Source organism: Enterobacter sp. ECC-219 (assembly GCF_043966805.1).
Lineage (GTDB): Bacteria > Pseudomonadota > Gammaproteobacteria > Enterobacterales > Enterobacteriaceae > Enterobacter > Enterobacter cloacae_N.
On record NZ_CP143680.1, the window covers coordinates 4,753,812 to 4,770,018 of the forward strand.

At 56.8% G+C, this 16,207-nt stretch carries 14 protein-coding genes and 1 other RNA gene; 5 read left to right on the top strand and 10 right to left on the bottom strand.

Going from position 1 to position 16,207, the window contains the following annotated elements:
- Positions 1 to 24 precede the first annotated feature (24 nt).
- Positions 25 to 684, bottom strand: a complete 660-nt coding sequence (locus tag V1603_RS22610; RefSeq protein WP_192982607.1) for a hemolysin III family protein — start codon at positions 682 to 684, stop codon at positions 25 to 27.
- A gap of 265 nt (positions 685 to 949) precedes the next feature.
- On the opposite strand from V1603_RS22610, the gene V1603_RS22615 reads away from it, so the two are divergent.
- Together V1603_RS22615 and bglA are read left to right on the top strand one after the other, a co-directional pair.
- Positions 950 to 1,681 (top strand): MurR/RpiR family transcriptional regulator, encoded by a 732-nt coding sequence (locus V1603_RS22615; protein WP_192982836.1) that lies wholly within the window; start codon positions 950 to 952, stop codon positions 1,679 to 1,681.
- A gap of 116 nt (positions 1,682 to 1,797) precedes the next feature.
- On the top strand, positions 1,798 to 3,231 hold the full coding sequence (gene bglA / locus V1603_RS22620) for a 6-phospho-beta-glucosidase BglA (RefSeq protein WP_033146593.1): 1,434 nt from the start codon (positions 1,798 to 1,800) through the stop codon (positions 3,229 to 3,231).
- 47 nt (positions 3,232 to 3,278) lie between these two features.
- Here the strand turns inward: bglA and V1603_RS22625 are convergent, their stop codons facing one another.
- From V1603_RS22625 to V1603_RS22660, 8 genes are all read right to left on the bottom strand, one after another.
- Positions 3,279 to 4,022: an SDR family oxidoreductase gene (locus V1603_RS22625; protein WP_047650195.1), complete on the bottom strand. Its 744-nt coding sequence runs from the start codon at positions 4,020 to 4,022 to the stop codon at positions 3,279 to 3,281.
- A 68-nt stretch (positions 4,023 to 4,090) separates the two neighbouring features.
- A complete protein-coding gene (gene gcvP, locus V1603_RS22630) occupies positions 4,091 to 6,964 on the bottom strand; it encodes an aminomethyl-transferring glycine dehydrogenase (protein WP_395313292.1) in 2,874 nt (957 codons plus the stop codon).
- A gap of 124 nt (positions 6,965 to 7,088) precedes the next feature.
- Positions 7,089 to 7,478 (bottom strand): glycine cleavage system protein GcvH, encoded by a 390-nt coding sequence (gene gcvH, locus V1603_RS22635; RefSeq protein ID WP_008499718.1) that lies wholly within the window; start codon positions 7,476 to 7,478, stop codon positions 7,089 to 7,091.
- Between the two features lie 23 nt (positions 7,479 to 7,501).
- A complete protein-coding gene (gcvT, locus tag V1603_RS22640; RefSeq protein ID WP_116341905.1) occupies positions 7,502 to 8,596 on the bottom strand; it encodes a glycine cleavage system aminomethyltransferase GcvT in 1,095 nt (364 codons plus the stop codon).
- Positions 8,597 to 8,993: 397 nt separating this feature from the next.
- Positions 8,994 to 10,196 (bottom strand): FAD-dependent 2-octaprenylphenol hydroxylase, encoded by a 1,203-nt coding sequence (ubiI, locus tag V1603_RS22645; RefSeq protein WP_116341907.1) that lies wholly within the window; start codon positions 10,194 to 10,196, stop codon positions 8,994 to 8,996.
- A gap of 12 nt (positions 10,197 to 10,208) precedes the next feature.
- On the bottom strand, positions 10,209 to 11,387 hold the full coding sequence (gene ubiH / locus V1603_RS22650) for a 2-octaprenyl-6-methoxyphenyl hydroxylase (protein WP_233002857.1): 1,179 nt from the start codon (positions 11,385 to 11,387) through the stop codon (positions 10,209 to 10,211).
- Entirely contained in the window at positions 11,384 to 12,697 is a 1,314-nt protein-coding gene (pepP, locus tag V1603_RS22655) for a Xaa-Pro aminopeptidase (RefSeq protein WP_395314007.1), read from the bottom strand. The genes ubiH and pepP overlap by 4 nt, the downstream gene beginning before the upstream one ends.
- A 31-nt stretch (positions 12,698 to 12,728) precedes the next feature.
- A complete protein-coding gene (locus V1603_RS22660) occupies positions 12,729 to 13,307 on the bottom strand; it encodes a YecA family protein (RefSeq protein WP_028014333.1) in 579 nt (192 codons plus the stop codon).
- 167 nt (positions 13,308 to 13,474) lie between these two features.
- On the opposite strand from V1603_RS22660, the gene zapA reads away from it, so the two are divergent.
- The 3 genes from zapA (at position 13,475) to V1603_RS22675 (ending at position 14,650) form a co-directional block, all read left to right on the top strand.
- On the top strand, positions 13,475 to 13,804 hold the full coding sequence (gene zapA, locus V1603_RS22665) for a cell division protein ZapA (RefSeq protein ID WP_006811891.1): 330 nt from the start codon (positions 13,475 to 13,477) through the stop codon (positions 13,802 to 13,804).
- 41 nt (positions 13,805 to 13,845) lie between these two features.
- A non-coding RNA gene (ssrS, locus tag V1603_RS22670) (6S RNA) lies at positions 13,846 to 14,029 on the top strand.
- A 24-nt stretch (positions 14,030 to 14,053) separates the two neighbouring features.
- Positions 14,054 to 14,650 carry a 5-formyltetrahydrofolate cyclo-ligase gene (locus tag V1603_RS22675; RefSeq protein ID WP_320719827.1) on the top strand — a complete coding sequence of 199 codons (597 nt, stop codon included), beginning with the start codon at positions 14,054 to 14,056 and terminating at the stop codon, positions 14,648 to 14,650.
- A gap of 102 nt (positions 14,651 to 14,752) precedes the next feature.
- Here V1603_RS22675 and serA read toward each other — a convergent pair whose 3' ends face one another.
- Positions 14,753 to 15,985: a phosphoglycerate dehydrogenase gene (gene serA / locus V1603_RS22680; RefSeq protein WP_116341913.1), complete on the bottom strand. Its 1,233-nt coding sequence runs from the start codon at positions 15,983 to 15,985 to the stop codon at positions 14,753 to 14,755.
- Positions 15,986 to 16,207: the final 222 nt, after the last annotated feature.

The window sequence follows — 16,207 nt, forward strand, 5'->3', positions numbered from 1 at the left end:
CCACCGCCCGCACGGTGGAAAAAACTACACCTGCCCCACGTACAAATAAATCGCCAAAAAGTGGCATACGCTGCCGCCCAGAACAAAGCCGTGCCAGATAGCATGATTGTACGGGATGCGCTTGCAGACGTAGAAAATAACGCCCAGCGAGTACACCACGCCACCCACGGCCAGCAGCGTTACCCCGCCGACCGCCAGCTTAATCGCCAGCTGATACACTACAATCAGTGACAGCCAGCCCATCGTCAGATAGGTGACAAGCGACAACACCTTAAACCGGTGCGCAATCGTCAGCTTAAACAGGATCCCCAGCAGTGCCAGGCTCCAGATAACTATCATCAGGCCGCGCGACAGCGGTGAGTTTAGCCCCACCAGCAGGAAAGGCGTATAGGTACCCGCAATCAGAAGATAGATAGCGCAGTGGTCAAATTTCTTGAGCCATATTTTGGCCCGTTGATGCGGAATCGCGTGATAGAGCGTCGACGCCAGGAACAGCAGGATCATGCTTCCGCCATACAGGCTATAGCTGGTAATCGCCATCACGCTGGCATTGGTATCTACCGCCTGTACCAGCAATAACACTAAACCGACAATCCCAAACACCAAGCCAATGCCGTGGCTGATGCTGTTGGCTACTTCCTCAGCCAGCGAATATCCCTGTGCGATTAATGGTCTGCTCGCCATACAAAACTCCGGGAAAACTAAAGATGATTATTCATCGCATGACTATGCTAACTGAGAATGATTCCAGTGAACACCTGTTAGCTAAAATAATTTTAACGTAAATTTTTATAATAAAAATCAAAAACATAAACAAACAATTCACCTGACATTTGTTCACATAAAAATTTAAGCGTTACTAATCAATGGCATAAAATTGGCCCGTGCCGTCTGGCTGCATGTTATGATGGATAAATGAGGTCTGAATGAGAGTTTTGCCACAGTGAGTATGTTCACCCACTCCGCCATTGCCAGTCTCAATAACCTGGAGATGATGGTCTACAACTATGTCATCAAAAATCGAGACAAAGTGATGTATATGACCATCCGCGAGCTGGCGGATGCGGCCGGCGTCTCAACCACCACCATCCTGCGCTTTTGCCGCAAGCTCAACTGCGAAGGATATTCGGAATTTCGCGTGCGCTTTAAGCTCTATCTTGAGCAGAATGAGCCCCAGCAGGCGAATTTCGGTGCCAGCGAAATTATCAGCTTCTTTAAAAGCGTGAATAATGAAGAGTTCGACGCGTTATTAGATGACGCGGTAAATATCATTCTCTCTTCAGAGCGCATTATTTTTGTCGGGGCGGGCACGTCAGGCTCACTGGCGAAATATGGCGCACGTTTCTTTTCGAATATTGGTAAATTCAGTAATCATATTGATGACCCTTATTTCCCGGTCACCAATGATATGGCGAAAAATGCGCTGGCCATTGTGCTCTCCGTCTCGGGCGAAACCGAGGAGATACTGCGCTTCGCCAGCCAGTTCAGCCTGCATCACTGTAAGGTGCTCTCCATCACCAGCCATGAGCACTCTCGCCTGGCAAAACTGGCGGACTTTAATCTCTCCTGGCACGTTCCCCAGACGCGAATTGGCGGCGTCTACGATATCACCACGCAAATCCCCGTCATCTATATTCTGGAATCCCTCGGACGCAAGCTGGCGAAGAAACTGACGGAATAAAACACCCTGTTTTTTTGATGTGACAAATCACAATTTCCGCAAATTGTTATATCGTGACAATCAATTTCGCTTTGCTAGACTCAATGCCAATAAGCCATTTGTTGAGAATAGCAGCGATGAAAAAATTAACCTTACCAAAAGATTTTTTATGGGGCGGCGCGGTTGCCGCTCACCAGGTTGAAGGCGGTTGGAACAAAGGCGGCAAAGGGCCAAGCATTTGCGACGTCTTAACCGGCGGCGCACACGGCGTGCCGCGCGAAATCACGCAGGAGGTGGTGCCGGGTAAATATTACCCCAATCATGAGGCCATCGATTTCCACGGCCACTATAAAGAAGACATCAAGCTGTTTGCCGAGATGGGCTTCAAGTGCTTCCGTACCTCTATTGCCTGGACACGCATATTCCCGAAAGGTGACGAAACGCAGCCAAACGAGGAAGGGCTAAAATTCTACGACGACATGTTCGATGAGCTGCTGAAGTACAACATCGAACCGGTGATCACCCTCTCCCACTTCGAAATGCCGCTGCACCTGGTGCAGGAGTACGGTAGCTGGACCAACCGTAAAGTGGTCGATTTCTTTGTGCGCTTCGCGGAAGTGGTCTTCGAGCGCTACAAAAACAAGGTCAAATACTGGATGACCTTCAACGAAATCAATAACCAGCGTAACTGGCGCGCGCCGCTGTTCGGTTACTGCTGCTCGGGCGTGGTCTATACCGAACATGACAATCCGGAAGAGACCATGTACCAGGTCCTGCACCACCAGTTTGTGGCCAGCGCCCTGGCGGTGAAAGCCGCGCGCCGCATCAACCCGGAGATGAAAGTGGGCTGTATGCTGGCCATGGTGGCGCTCTATCCGTTCTCCTGCAAGCCGGAAGACGTGATGTTCGCCCAGGAATCGATGCGCGAGCGCTATGTCTTTACCGACGTCCAGCTGCGTGGTTACTACCCGTCCTACGTGCTGAACGAGTGGGAGCGCCGCGGCTTCTCCATCAAAATGGAGGCAGGCGACGAGCAGATCCTGCGTGAAGGTACCTGCGACTACTTAGGTTTCAGCTACTACATGACCAATGCGGTGAAGGCGGAAGGCGGTACCGGTGACGCCATCTCCGGCTTTGAAGGCAGCGTACCGAACCCGCACGTGAAGGCATCCGACTGGGGCTGGCAGATTGACCCGGTGGGCCTGCGTTATTCCCTGTGCGAACTGTACGAGCGTTATCAGAAGCCGCTGTTTATCGTGGAAAACGGCTTCGGCGCCTATGACAAAGTGGAAGAAGACGGCAGCATCAACGATGACTATCGTATCGACTACCTGCGTGCACACGTGGAAGAGATGATCAAAGCCGTCACGCACGATGGCGTGGATCTGATGGGCTATACCCCGTGGGGCTGCATCGACTGCGTGTCGTTCACCACCGGCCAGTACAGCAAGCGCTACGGCTTTATCTACGTGAACAAGCACGACGACGGAACGGGCGACATGTCGCGTTCCCGTAAGAAGAGCTTTAACTGGTATAAGGAAGTGATTGCCAGCAACGGCGAAAAACTTTAACGCAGTGATCCCCTCTCCCCTTTGGGGAGAGGGTTAGGGTGAGGGATTTATTTCCCACCCGCTAACTCGATAAAACTACCCGTTACGTACGACGCCTTCTCGCTCAGCAGCCAGACAATCGCCTGCGCCACCTCTTCCGGCTGGCCGCCGCGCTGCATCGGCAGCAGCGATTTCACCCGATCCACCCGCCCCGGCTCCCCGCCGGATGCGTGAATATCAGTATAGATAAGCCCGGGCCGCACGCAATTCACGCGGATACCCTGTGCTGCCACCTCCAGCGATAGCCCGGTTGTCAGCGAATCCACCGCCCCCTTGGACGCGGCATAATCCACATATTCACCCGGCGCGCCCAGACGCGATGCCGCGGAAGAGACGTTCACTATCGCCCCACCCTTGCCGCCATGTTTGAAGGACATGCGTTTTACCGCTTCCCGACAGCAGAGAAAGTAGCCCGTGACGTTGGTCGCAAGGACGCGGTTAATGCGCTCAGCGGAGAGATTCTCGATAGTGGATTGCTCAAACAGAATGCCCGCATTATTGACCAGCGCACGAAGCGGCTCGCCTTCACGATCGAGGCTGTCAAACATCGCCAGCACCTGAGCTTCGTCGCTGATGTCCGCACGCACGGCAAACGCTTTACCGCCCGCCTCAACGATCTGGTTGATCACGTCCGTCGCGGCTTTAATGTTGTGGTGATAGTTTACCGCCACGGTGTAGCCTTCACGTGCCAGCTGCAGCGCGGTGGCTTTCCCAATGCCCCGGCTCGCGCCGGTGACCAGTGCAATTGCCATTCACAACCTCCAGATAAAAAAAAGCCGGGTGGCGCTTACGCTTACCCGGCCTACAGTATGGCAAATAATTACTGATATTCGCTCATCGGTACGCAGGAGCAGAACAGGTTACGGTCGCCGTAGACATCATCAAGACGCTTCACGGTCGGCCAGTATTTGTTCGCCACGCCTGCCGGGAAGACGGCCAGTTCGCGGGAGTAGCCGTGGTTCCACTCTGCCACCATCTCGTGCTGAGTGTGCGGGGCGTTAACCAGCGGGTTATCTTCCAGCGTCCATTCGCCGTCCTGCACGCGGTCGATCTCCATGCGGATGGCCAGCATCGCGTCGATAAAGCGATCCAGCTCGGCTTTGCTTTCAGACTCGGTCGGCTCCACCATCAGCGTCCCCGCAACCGGGAACGACATGGTTGGCGCGTGGAAGCCGTAGTCGATCAGACGCTTGGCGATATCCAGCTCGCTAATACCGGTCTGCTCTTTCAGCGGACGAATATCGAGGATGCACTCGTGCGCCACGCGACCGTCGCGGCCTGTGTAAAGCACCGGGAAGGCGGACTTCAGGCGAGTCGCAATGTAGTTAGCGTTCAGGATCGCCACCTGGCTCGCCTGCTTCAGCCCTTCCGCGCCCATCATGCGGATGTACATCCAGCTGATTGGCAGGATAGAGGCGCTACCGAACGGTGCCGCAGAGACCGCGCCCTGACGGGTTAGCATGCCTTCAATCTGCACCACGCTGTGGCCCGGCACAAACGGTGCCAGGTGCGCTTTCACGCCGATTGGGCCCATGCCCGGGCCGCCACCGCCGTGCGGGATGCAGAAGGTTTTGTGCAGGTTCAGGTGCGACACGTCCGCGCCAATAAAGCCCGGAGAGGTAATGCCCACCTGAGCGTTCATGTTTGCGCCGTCGAGGTAAACCTGACCGCCAAACTGGTGCACCACTTCGCACACTTCACGGATGGTCTCTTCGTATACGCCGTGGGTGGAAGGGTAGGTCACCATGATGCAGGAGAGCTTGTCGCCCGCCTGTTCGGCTTTCGCACGCAGGTCTGCCAGATCGATGTTGCCGTTCTTATCGCACGCCACGACCACCACTTCCATGCCCGCCATCTGGGCAGAGGCCGGGTTGGTGCCATGAGCAGAGCTTGGGATCAGGCAGATATCGCGGTGTCCTTCGTTGCGGCTTTCATGATAGTGACGAATCGCCAGCAGGCCCGCGTATTCGCCCTGCGCGCCGGAGTTCGGCTGCATGCAGAGCGCGTCATAACCGGTCAGCTTCACCAGCCAGTCGGAAAGCTGGTTGATCATCATATGATAACCTTCCGCCTGCTCTGGCGGGCAGAACGGGTGTAGTTCGGAGAACTCAGGCCAGGTGATAGGGATCATCTCTGCCGCGGCGTTCAGCTTCATGGTGCAGGAGCCCAGCGGGATCATCGCCTGGTTCAGCGCCAGATCCTTGCGCTCCAGAGAGTGCATATAGCGCATCATCTCGGTTTCGCTGTGGTAGCGGTTGAACACCGGATGGGTCAGGATCGCGTCAACACGCAGCATGCTTTCCTGAATGGAGCGGCTGTCGAGCGCGACCTCTTTGTCGAGCGCATCAATGTCCAGACCGTGCGCGTCACCCAGCAACACGCTGAACAGGTTCAGAATATCGTCACGGGTGGTACTTTCATCCAGCGTAATGCCGACCGCGTTGTGGATGTCGCTGCGCAGGTTGATCTCTGCCGCATTCGCACGCGCCAGCACCGCCGCTTTGTCCGCCACTTCCACACACAGAGTGTCGAAGTAGTGAGCGTGGCGCAGCTTGAGGCCTTTCTGCTGCAGACCACAGGCCAGAATATCGGCCAGGCGGTGAATGCGGCTGGCAATGCGCTTCAGGCCAGCCGGGCCGTGGAACACGGCGTACAGGCTGGCGATGTTTGCAAGCAGCACCTGGGAGGTACAGATGTTGGAGTTCGCTTTCTCGCGGCGGATATGCTGCTCGCGAGTCTGCATCGCCATGCGCAGGGCGGTGTTACCGGCAGCATCTTTTGAGACGCCGATAATGCGGCCAGGCATGGAGCGTTTGAATTCATCTTTCGCGCCGAAGAACGCCGCGTGCGGGCCGCCGTAGCCCATCGGCACGCCAAAGCGTTGCGCAGAGCCGAAGACAATATCCGCGCCCTGTTTGCCCGGCGCCGTCAGCAGCACCAGCGCCATAAAATCGGCGGCAACGCTGACAACCACTTTGCGGGACTTCAGCTCGGCAATCAGCGTGCCGTAGTCGTGTACTTCACCCGTCGTACCTACCTGCTGCAGCAGTACGCCGAAGACGTCCTGGTGATCCAGCACTTTGTCAGCGTCGTCGACGATCACGTCAAAGCCGAAGGTTTCCGCACGGGTGCGCACCACGTCCAGCGTCTGAGGATGCACGTCCGCCGCCACGAAGAAGCGGTTAGCATTTTTCAGCTTGCTGACGCGTTTTGCCATCGCCATTGCTTCGGCGGCAGCGGTGGCTTCATCCAGCAGCGAGGCGGAGGCAATATCCATACCGGTCAGATCCAACGTCACCTGCTGGAAGTTCAGCAGCGCTTCCAGACGGCCCTGGGAGACTTCTGGCTGATACGGGGTGTAAGCGGTGTACCAGCCCGGGTTCTCCAGCATGTTGCGCAGGATAACCGGCGGCAACTGCACGTTGGTGTAGCCCATGCCAATGTAAGACTTATAGCGCTTGTTCAGGCCTGCGATAGCCTTCAGCTCCGCCAGCGCGGCGAATTCCGTGGTGGCTTCCCCCACGTGAGGCGGCGTGGCAAGCTGGATGTCTTTTGGCACAATCTGGCCGATCAGTGCGTTTAATGAATCCGCGCCAACTGTCTTCAGCATCTCCTGCTGTTGCTGAGCATCCGGCCCAATGTGACGTTCAATGAAGGCGCCACGGTTTTCAAGCTGGCTTAAAGTCTGTGTCATGAGCGATGGTTCCTGAAACGTGCAGTGAATTTAAGTTCCCTCTCCCTCTGGGAGAGGGTTAGGGTGAGGGGAAGACTGGCACCCTCACCCCTGCCCTCTCCCAGAGGGAGAGGGGGATAAACAATTACTCGTCTTCTAACAATGCTTCGTACGCGGTCGCATCCAGCAGCGCGGCAACCTGAGATTCGTCGCTGGCTTTGATCTTGAAGATCCAGCCGCCTTCATACGGCTCGCTGTTCACCAGCTCTGGCGAATCACTCAGCGCGTCGTTGACGGCAACGATTTCGCCGCTCACAGGAGCGTAGATGTCAGATGCCGCTTTTACGGACTCCGCCACGGCGCAGTCGTCGCCCGCGCTAACGGTCGTGCCCACGTCAGGCAGGTCAACAAACACCATGTCGCCCAGCAGCTCTTGCGCGTGCTCGGTGATCCCTACGGTGTAAGTGCCGTCCGCCTCTTTGCGCAGCCACTCGTGTTCTTTGCTGTATTTCAGTTCTGCTGGCACATTGCTCATTGAAGTTCTCCTGATAAAAATGATTAGGCGACCGGCTTACCGGCGCGAACAAAAATCGGTTTGGTCACGTGGACCGGCATTTCGCGGTTGCGGATCTGTACCACCGCCGTGTCGCCAATGCCCGCCGGCACGCGTGCCAGTGCAATACTGTAGCCCAGCGTCGGGGAGAAGGTGCCGCTGGTGATCACGCCTTCGAGATGATTGCCGTCGGCATCGGTGAAGCGCACTGGCAGTTCGCCGCGCAGCACGCCTTTTTCCTTCATCACCAGCCCCACCAGCTGTTCGGTACCCTTCTCGCGCTGCATCTCCAGCGCTTCACGGCCAATAAAGTCACGGTCAGCCGGTTCCCATGCGATGGTCCAGCCCATGTTGGCGGCCAGCGGAGAGACGCCTTCGTCCATCTCCTGGCCGTAGAGGTTCATACCCGCTTCAAGACGCAGGGTATCGCGCGCGCCCAGGCCCGCTGGCTTCACGCCCGCTTCCACCAGCGCACGCCAGAAATCAGCGGCCTTCTCGTTTGGCATCGCAATTTCGTAGCCCGCTTCACCGGTGTAGCCGGTAGTGGCGATAAACAGATCCCCCGCCTGCACGCCGAAGAAAGGCTTCATGCCCTCTGTGGCTTTGCGCTGCTCGTCGTTAAACAGAGACGCGGCTTTCGCCTGCGCGTTTGGCCCCTGCACGGCGATCAGCGACAGATCGTCACGGACGGTGATGTCGATGGCATAAGGTTCAGCGTGTTGGGTGATCCAGGAGAGGTCTTTTTCGCGGGTGGCGGAGTTTACAACGAGGCGGAAGAAATCTTCAGTGAAGTAATAGACGATGAGGTCATCAATCACGCCGCCCGAAGCATTCAGCATGCCGGTATAGAGCGCTTTACCCGGCGTCTTCAGTTTGGCGACGTCGTTTGCCAGCAGATAACGCAAAAACTCCCGGGTGCGGCTACCGCGCAGGTCGACAATCGTCATATGGGACACGTCGAACATACCGGCATCGGTGCGCACCGCGTGGTGCTCATCAATCTGCGACCCGTAGTGCAGCGGCATCATCCAGCCGTGGAAGTCCACCATGCGGGCGCCGCATAACACGTGCTGTTCGTACAAAGGAGTCTGTTGAGCCATCTTGTCCTCGTTGAAAAATTCACCGTGAAACCCGGTATCGGCCTCGTTCCCGAATGCCGACGCAAACGTTCTCTTTTACCTGAACTTACCACCGAAACCGGCGGTTAACCATAAGGTAAAACGGGTCATCACATTAGCTTATGACCAAAAAACGCTGAAAAGCCTACAGAGTTATTCACTGGAAAAATGCGATTAACCCCGCACAAAATTAACAATGATCTAACAGGATTTAGCACATGGTGATATTTCGTGCGGAAAAACGGGCCGAATTTCCGTAACAAGAAAAACACGACATTAGATTATCTAATGCGAAAAATGACGTGAAATTAGAATATTTCAAACGAGGGGATTTCCCCGGCGCAGAGGCCGGGAAATTATAGTGTGACGGGGGTCAATATTATTTAAGCCAGTCCGGCAGGTCGTTAAGACCCATCGCCTGACGAAGAAGTTGCGGTTTGACGCCAGGAAGGGTATCTGCGAGTTTAAGACCGATATCGCGCAGCAGTTTCTTCGCCGGATTTGCCCCGGCAAACAGCTCGCGGAAGCCCTGCATCCCTGCCAGCATCATCGCCGCACTGTGCTTGCGGCTGCGCTCGTAGCGACGCAGGTAGAGATGCTGACCGATATCTTTGCCTTCACGATGCAGGCGGCGCAGTTCCTCAACCAGCTCCGCCGCGTCCATAAAGCCGAGGTTGACGCCCTGCCCGGCCAGCGGATGAATGGTATGCGCGGCATCGCCCACCAGCGCCAGACGATGCGCGGCAAACTGGCGCGCGTAGCGGCCGGTTAACGGGAACACCTGACGCTCGCTTTCAAGCGTGCACAGGCCAAGGCGGTTATCAAACGCCACGCACAGCGCCTGGTTAAAGGCCTCGGGCGTCGCCTCCTGCATCTGCTGCGCTTTTTCCGGCACTAAGGACCAGACAATCGAGCACAGGTGCGGATCGGCAAGCGGCAGGAAGGCCAGAATACCGTCGTTGTGGAAAATCTGCCGGGCCACGCCGCCGTGCGGCTCTTCGGTACGGATTGTTGCCACCATCGCATGATGGCGGTAATCCCAGTACGTCAGCGGGATATCGGCTTTATTACGCAGCCAGGAGTTTGCGCCGTCGGCACCGACCACCAGACGCGCGGTCAGCATGTCGCCGCTTTGCAGGGTGATAAACGCCTCGTTTTCGCCCCACGCCACCTGCTGGATCTGCGCAGGCGCGACCAGCGTCACGTCGCTGCACAGCTCTGCTTTCTGCCACAGCGCGTGATGGATCACCCCATTCTCAATGATATGGCCCAGATGGCTATAGCCCATACTTTCATCATCGAAGGCAATATGGCCAAAGCTGTCTTTGTCCCACACTTCCATGCCGTGATAGCAGCTGGCGCGCTGGGCGACGATATCTGACCAGACGCCGAGACGCGTCAGCAGCTTTTCGCTGGCCGCGTTAATCGCCGAGACGCGGAGTTCTGGCGGGGCATCAGGTGCGACGGGCTGAGGCGGCTTTTGCTCCAGCACCGCCACGCGCAGGCCGCTGCCCTGCAATCCACAGGCCAGCGCCAGCCCAACCATTCCTCCGCCAACGATGGCAACATCAACATTTTGCACGGTGATAACTCCTTAACGCGCAACCCAACCCAGGGTCCGCTGCGCCAGCACGTCACGTGCCGGAATGAACAGTTCCATCGCCATCAGCCCGAGGTTGCGGCCGGCAACCAGCGGCGCCCAGCGATTGGCAAAGAGATGGACTAAACCATCGGTGACGCCAATTGTCGCCTCTTTATCGGGCTGGCGTCGCGTCTGGTAATGGCTTAGCACCGGGTAAGCGCCACAGTCTTTTTGTTCGCTCCACGCCTGCGAAAGCGTTTCGGCAAGGCTCATCACATCCCGCAAGCCAAGATTAAAGCCCTGGCCGGCGATGGGGTGGAGGGTTTGCGCCGCATTGCCGACCAGCGCCACGCGGTGAGAAACAGACTGTGATGCCGTGGTTAACGACAGCGGATAGACCGCACGTTTCCCGGCATGGGTAATACGCCCCAGCCGCCAGCCAAAGGCTTTCTGCAGCTCGGTACAAAAGCGTTCGTCGGACCAGGCCTTAACCTCTTCGGCTTTATCCTGCGGGTGGCACCAGACCAGCGAGCAGCGCCCGTCCGTCATCGGCAGCATCGCCAGCGGACCGTGCCGGGTGAAGCGTTCAAATGCCCGGCCGTTGTGTTCTGCTGCGGTCGAGACGTTCGCGATGACCGCGACCTGCCCGTAAGGCTGCTGTCGCCACTCTACGCCGCACTGGGTGCCGAGCGCCGAGCGCGACCCGTCCGCCGCAACCAAAAGCTGTCCATCGAGCACGATGCCATTGTCCAGCGTTACGCTGACCGCTTCTTCACTGCGGGTGAAGCTGGCAACGCGTGCCGGGCAGTGCAGCGTAACGCCCGGCGCGTCCTGCAACAGGCGGAACAGGCGCAGGCCAATATCGTGCAGTTCAACGACCTGACCCAGCGCGTCAATACGGTAATCGTGGGCATCCAGCGTCACAAACCCGGCATGGCCGCGATCGCTCACGTGCACGGTATTAATGGCGGTGGCGCAGTCGGCGATGGCCTGCCAGATGCCAATCCGGGACAGCTGCTGGCAGGTGCCCTGCGCCAGGGCAATGGCGCGGGAATCAAAACCGGGGTGATTCTTCGTTTGTGGGGCGACCGCCTCGACAAGATGCACCGGAAGTTGCCCCTTCGTTAAGTGCGAGACAGCCAAGGCCAGCGTGGCGCCCGTCATGCCGCCGCCAACGATAATCACGCTCATACGCGCGCCGCTGCCATCAGCGCCTCGATATCGTCCGCTTTTTTCACCACGCTCGCGGTCAGGTTTTCGTTGCCGGTTTCGGTGATGACGATGTCGTCTTCAATACGAATGCCGATTCCGCGGTATTCCTCTGGCACGTCGGCATCCGGCGCGATGTACAGACCCGGCTCGACGGTCAGCACCATGCCCGGCTCCAGCACGCGTGAACGTTCAGGGGCGTATGCGCCCACGTCGTGCACGTCCAGCCCCAGCCAGTGGCTCAGGCCGTGCATAAAGTACGGACGATGGGCATTCTCGGTAATCAGGGTGTCCACGTCGCCTTTCAGAATGCCGAGCTTCACCAGCCCGGTCACCATGATGCGCACGACTTCGCCGGTCACCTCCTGAATAGAGGTGCCTGGCCGATACAGCGTGAGCGCCGTCTCAAGTGACTCGAGAACGATGTCATAAATTGCCCGCTGCGCTGGTGAAAATTTACCGTTCACCGGGAAAGTACGGGTGATGTCGCCCGCATAGCCCTGATATTCGCAACCGGCGTCAATCAAAACCAGATCGCCGTCGCGCAGCGCGCTTTCGTTTTCGGTGTAGTGCAGAATGCAGCCGTTTTCCCCACCGCCAACGATGGTGTTGTAGGACGGGAAGCGCGCACCGTGACGGTTAAATTCGTGATGAATTTCGCCTTCCAGCTGATATTCGAACATCCCGGGACGGCATTTTTCCATCGCGCGGGTGTGCGCCAGCGCGCTGATTTCGCCCGCACGGCGCATCACGTTCAGCTCTTCTTCAGATTTGAACAGGCGCATCTCGTGCACTACCGGACGCCAGTCCGTGAGGGTGGCGGGCGCGGACAGGTTCTGGCGCGAGCCTTTGCGCAGCTTATCCAGCGCGGTGAAAACAACCTCATCGGCGTACGCATATTCGCCCTGCGCGTGGTAGAGCACGTCGAGGCCGTTTAGCAGCTGATAGAGCTGCTGGTTGATTTCGCTAAACGCCAGCGCACGGTCAACGCCCAGCTTTTCCGGTGCGGCCTCTTGCCCTAAGCGGCGGCCAAACCAGATTTCAGCGGTTAAGTCTCGTACGCGGTTGAAAATCACGCTGTGGTTATGGGTGTCATTGCTCTTAATCAGCACCAGCACCGCTTCCGGTTCGTTAAAGCCGGTGAAGTACCAAAAATCGCTGCTCTGGCGATAGGGGTATTCGCTGTCGGCGCTGCGCGTCACCTCTGGCGCGGCAAAAATCAGCGCCGCGCTGCCCGGCTGCATGTTTGCCAGCAGCGCCTGACGACGGCGCAAATACTCTTGTTGCGAGATAACCATGACACCCTCCTGTGCGTTATTTTTCTTAATGTAAGGTTGGCTTGCGAACTTCCGGCGCGGTCGGCTGCGAGCGCGTAAAGTTGTCGTGGCACAGCAACGCCGCCACGCGCACGTACTCGATAATTTCTTCGAGAGACATCTCCAGCTCTTCCTGGTCTTCCTCTTCATCGTAGCCGAGCTGGGCAATGTTACGCAGATCGTCGATCGCTTCACCCGCTTCGCCGGTGACTTTATCAAGCTTAGGCTGCGTCACGCCCAGCCCCAGCAGATAGTGGTTTACCCAACCTGCGAGCGCATCGGCACGATCGAAGACGCTGACATCGTCACCTTCAGGCAGATAAAGCTGAAAAAGGAAGCCATCGTCTTCCAGCGAATCGCTGGTGGCCGCGTGCATTTTTCGCAGCGCTTCCGCCAATTCGTGGCCAAAAGCCAGCCCTTCGTTCGTGAGGTCGTGGATCAGCGGCTGCCATGAGCTGTCGCTGTTTCCGCCGCACAGTATGCCGCTGATCAGACCGTGCATTTCGGCAGGGGTAAGACCGACTCCCTGCTGGTTCAGTAACTGGTTTAAATCCTTGTAACCAGGCATTTCGTTCTGTATAGACATACGCATTCGTCATCAAAGGGAGGATATTCATGGTATGCTACCACTTTGGACCCTGGTGATACCAGAAAAGGGCTTGTATCTTCACATCAGGGTAGCTATAGTGTCGCCCCTTCGCAGCCCCCGGGGCAGTAAGCGAAGGCAGCGCAGTCAATCAGCAGGAAGGTGGCATGTCTGCACAACCCGTCGATCTCCAGATTTTTGGCCGTTCACTGCGAGTGAATTGTCCGCCTGAACAAAGGGATGCTTTGAATCAGGCTGCGGACGATTTGAATCAGCGGTTGCAAGATCTAAAAGAACGCACTAGAGTCACAAATACTGAGCAGCTGGTTTTCATCGCCGCGTTGAACATCAGCTATGAACTGACTCAGGAAAAAGCGAAGACCCGCGACTACGCGGCTAGCATGGAGCAGCGCATTAAAATGCTCCAGCAGACCATTGAACAGGCGTTGCTTGATCAAGGTCGCAATCCCGAAAGACCGGGACCAAAGTTTGAATAACACTTCTCAGTTGACTATGGTAGAGTAACTGTGAAGACAAAATTTCTCTGAGATGTTCGCAAGCGGGCCAGTCCCCTGAGCCGATATTTCATACCACAAGAATGTGGCGCTCCATGGTTGGTGAGCATGCTCGGTTCGTCCGAGAAGCCTTAAAACTATGACGACACATTCACCTTGAACCAAGGGTTCAAGGGTTACAGCCTGCGGCGGCATCTCGGAGATTCCCTCTTTCTTCTTCTACCCACTACCATGACTCAATTCCCTGAAGTTTCTGCCTCACGCCAGGATATCCGTCAGCTTATTCGCCAGCGTCGTCGCGCGCTTACGTCCGAGCAACAAGCACACTTTGCGCAGCAGGCCGCAGCCCGCATGATGGCGTATCCGCCAGTGGTAATGGCGAACACGGTCGCTCTGTTTCTGTCGTTTGATGGCGAGCTGGATACCCAGCCGCTTATCGACCAGCTCTGGCGCGCCGGAAAGAAGGTTTATCTGCCGGTACTGCATCCATTTAGCCAAGGTAATTTGCTGTTTCTACACTACCACCCGCACAGCGAGCTGGTGGTAAATCGTCTGAAAATTACCGAACCGAAACTCGACGTGCGCGACGTATTACCGCTGTCCGGGCTGGACGTGCTGATTACCCCGCTGGTGGCGTTTGATGAACAGGGCCAGCGTTTAGGCATGGGCGGCGGGTTCTATGACAGAACGCTGCAAAACTGGCAGGAGTACGGGCTACAGCCGGTGGGTTATGCGCATGATTGCCAGGCTGTAGAGGCCCTGCCGGTGGAGAAATGGGATGTGCCGTTACCGGCTGTGGTGACGCCCAGTAAAATCTGGGTCTGGTAGAACAAAGCCGGGTGGCGGCTATGCCTTACCCGGCCTACATAAATCCTCGGGCATTGTAGGTCGGGTAAGCGTAAGCGCCACCCGACACCACAAACCACACTATCAGTAAAGCAAGCGCGCGCGAATCGTCCCCGGAATAGCCTTCATGCTCTGCAGCGCTTTCTCGGCAACGTCTTCATCGGCTTCAATATCGATAACCACATAACCCATCTGCGAGTTGGTTTGCAGATATTGCGCGGCGATGTTGACGCCCTGCTCGGCAAAGATCTGGTTGATGGCGGTCAGCACGCCAGGACGGTTTTCGTGGATGTGCAGCAGACGGCGACCGCCGTGCAGCGGCAGAGACACCTCCGGGAAGTTCACCGCAGAGAGCGTTGAACCGTTGTCGGAATATTTGCTCAGCTTGCCCGCCACTTCCAGACCGATATTCTCCTGCGCTTCCTGAGTAGAACCACCGATGTGTGGCGTCAGGATCACGTTGTCGAACTCGCACAGCGGAGAGTTAAACGGATCGCTGTTGGTCGCAGGCTCCGTCGGGAATACGTCGATGGCTGCCCCCGCCAGATGCTTACGCTTCAGCGCATCGCACAGCGCAGGGATATCGACCACCGTACCGCGCGCGGCGTTGATCAGCAGAGAGCCCGGCTTCATCAGCGCCAGCTCTTCCGCACCCATCATGTTTTTGGTGGAGGCGTTTTCCGGCACGTGCAGGCTGACTACGTCGCTCATGTTCAGCAGGTCAGAGAGATGCTGCACCTGCGTCGCGTTACCCAGCGGCAGCTTGCTTTCGATATCGTAAAAGTAAACGTGCATTCCCAGCGACTCCGCCAGGATCCCCAGCTGAGTACCGATGTGGCCGTAGCCGATGATGCCCAGCTTTTTACCACGGGCTTCGTATGAGCCCGCGGCCAGTTTGTTCCACACGCCGCGGTGCGCTTTGGCGTTAGCTTCCGGAATACCGCGCAGCAGCAGCAGCAGTTCGCCAATCACCAGTTCCGCCACGGAACGGGTGTTCGAGAACGGCGCGTTAAAGACCGGGATACCGCGTTTTGCGGCAGCGTTCAGGTCGACCTGGTTGGTGCCGATGCAGAAACAGCCAATGGCAACCAGCTTTTCCGCCGCGGCAATCACGTCTTCAGTCAGGTGGGTACGGGATCGCAGGCCAATGAAGTGGGCATCACGGATGGCGGCTTTCAGCTCTTCCGTGTCCAGCGCGCCTTTGTGAAATTCGATATTGGTGTAACCCGCCGCACGAAGGCTATCAAGCGCTTTCTGATGCACGCCCTCGACCAGCAGGAATTTAATCTTGTCTTTCTCCAGTGATACCTTTGCCATTTCCCCGACCCTGTTTTTATCTGAACTGATGTTGTGCTGGATTGAAATCCGCTGTAGCCAACATATCAAAAAAAACTATTGCAGCAATATGAACGTTTGCGTCGGCACTCTGAAGAAAAGTCATACAGGGCTAAATGGCAGAGTAAAATGCTGAGGAAATTTACAAACGTGGCAGGATCGGCAAAAGAGGCGGAAAAGCGTGACACAAGTCACCAAATATAG

Excerpts from the sequence above, each read along its gene's own strand:
- V1603_RS22610 (WP_192982607.1), bottom strand. The coding sequence starts at position 684 with ATGGCGAGCAGACCATTAATCGCACAGGGATATTCGCTGGCTGAGGAA.
- V1603_RS22660 (WP_028014333.1), bottom strand. The coding sequence starts at position 13,307 with ATGTCTATACAGAACGAAATGCCTGGTTACAAGGATTTAAACCAGTTA.
- V1603_RS22625 (WP_047650195.1), bottom strand. The coding sequence starts at position 4,022 with ATGGCAATTGCACTGGTCACCGGCGCGAGCCGGGGCATTGGGAAAGCC.
- gcvP (WP_395313292.1), bottom strand. The coding sequence starts at position 6,964 with ATGACACAGACTTTAAGCCAGCTTGAAAACCGTGGCGCCTTCATTGAA.
- bglA (WP_033146593.1), top strand. The coding sequence starts at position 1,798 with ATGAAAAAATTAACCTTACCAAAAGATTTTTTATGGGGCGGCGCGGTT.
- V1603_RS22675 (WP_320719827.1), top strand. The coding sequence starts at position 14,054 with ATGACTCAATTCCCTGAAGTTTCTGCCTCACGCCAGGATATCCGTCAG.
- gcvH (WP_008499718.1), bottom strand. The coding sequence starts at position 7,478 with ATGAGCAATGTGCCAGCAGAACTGAAATACAGCAAAGAACACGAGTGG.
- ubiH (WP_233002857.1), bottom strand. The coding sequence starts at position 11,387 with ATGAGCGTGATTATCGTTGGCGGCGGCATGACGGGCGCCACGCTGGCC.
- gcvT (WP_116341905.1), bottom strand. The coding sequence starts at position 8,596 with ATGGCTCAACAGACTCCTTTGTACGAACAGCACGTGTTATGCGGCGCC.
- zapA (WP_006811891.1), top strand. The coding sequence starts at position 13,475 with ATGTCTGCACAACCCGTCGATCTCCAGATTTTTGGCCGTTCACTGCGA.
- serA (WP_116341913.1), bottom strand. The coding sequence starts at position 15,985 with ATGGCAAAGGTATCACTGGAGAAAGACAAGATTAAATTCCTGCTGGTC.
- V1603_RS22615 (WP_192982836.1), top strand. The coding sequence starts at position 950 with ATGTTCACCCACTCCGCCATTGCCAGTCTCAATAACCTGGAGATGATG.